The following is a 689-nucleotide window of genomic DNA, read 5'->3' as shown; positions in this document are numbered from 1 at the left end:
GAGGCGATGTCCGAGTCGTTCGCCCTGACGCTGACGCTGCTTGGCACGGATGCGCGCATTGACCGCAGCAAACTGCTGGGTCAGCCGGTCACGGTAACCATCCCGACGCAAAACCTGCTCACCTCCCGCTATATCAACGGGAAGATCACGCGCGTGGCCGTCAGCGCTATTGAGCTGACCGGAACCCGTTACGCGGTGTATCAGCTGACGGTGGAGCCGGATCTGTGGCCGATGAAGCGCGACCGTAACCTGCGTATCTTCCAGGGGCAGACGGTGCCGCAGATTGTGAAAACCCTGCTGGGTGAGCATCAGGTCAACATGGAAGACAAGCTCACCGGCAGCTACCGGGTGTGGGACTACTGCGTGCAGTATCAGGAGTCGAGCCTGGACTTTATCAGCCGTCTGATGGAGCTGGAAGGGATTGCCTGGCACTTCAGCCATGAAGCCGACAAACACACCCTGGTCCTGACCGATGCCGCCACGCAGCATCAGCCGTACAGCGGCTACGAGGTGATCCCTTATCACCAGACGCCGTCAGGCGGCAGTACCGACGAAGAAGGTATCGGCCAGTGGGCGCTGGAGGACAGCGTCACACCGGGGATTTACAGCCTTGATGACTATGACTTCCGCAAGCCAAACGCGTGGCTGTTCCAGGCGCAGCAGAACCCGGCGTCGCCGAAACCGGGCAG

1 protein-coding gene is annotated in these 689 nt (G+C 61.0%); it reads left to right on the top strand.

Annotation, left to right across the window (positions count from 1 at the left end; all coding sequences use genetic code 11):
- On the top strand, positions 1–689 hold a 689-nt coding region (locus ACJ9N4_RS20915), incomplete at both ends, for a type VI secretion system Vgr family protein (RefSeq protein ID WP_411500801.1).

Source organism: Enterobacter sp. LM3, from assembly GCF_046622475.1.
GTDB lineage: Bacteria > Pseudomonadota > Gammaproteobacteria > Enterobacterales > Enterobacteriaceae > Enterobacter > Enterobacter cloacae_P.
The sequence above is the reverse complement of the archived record's forward strand: the minus strand, read 5'-3'. Positions and strand labels throughout refer to the sequence as shown.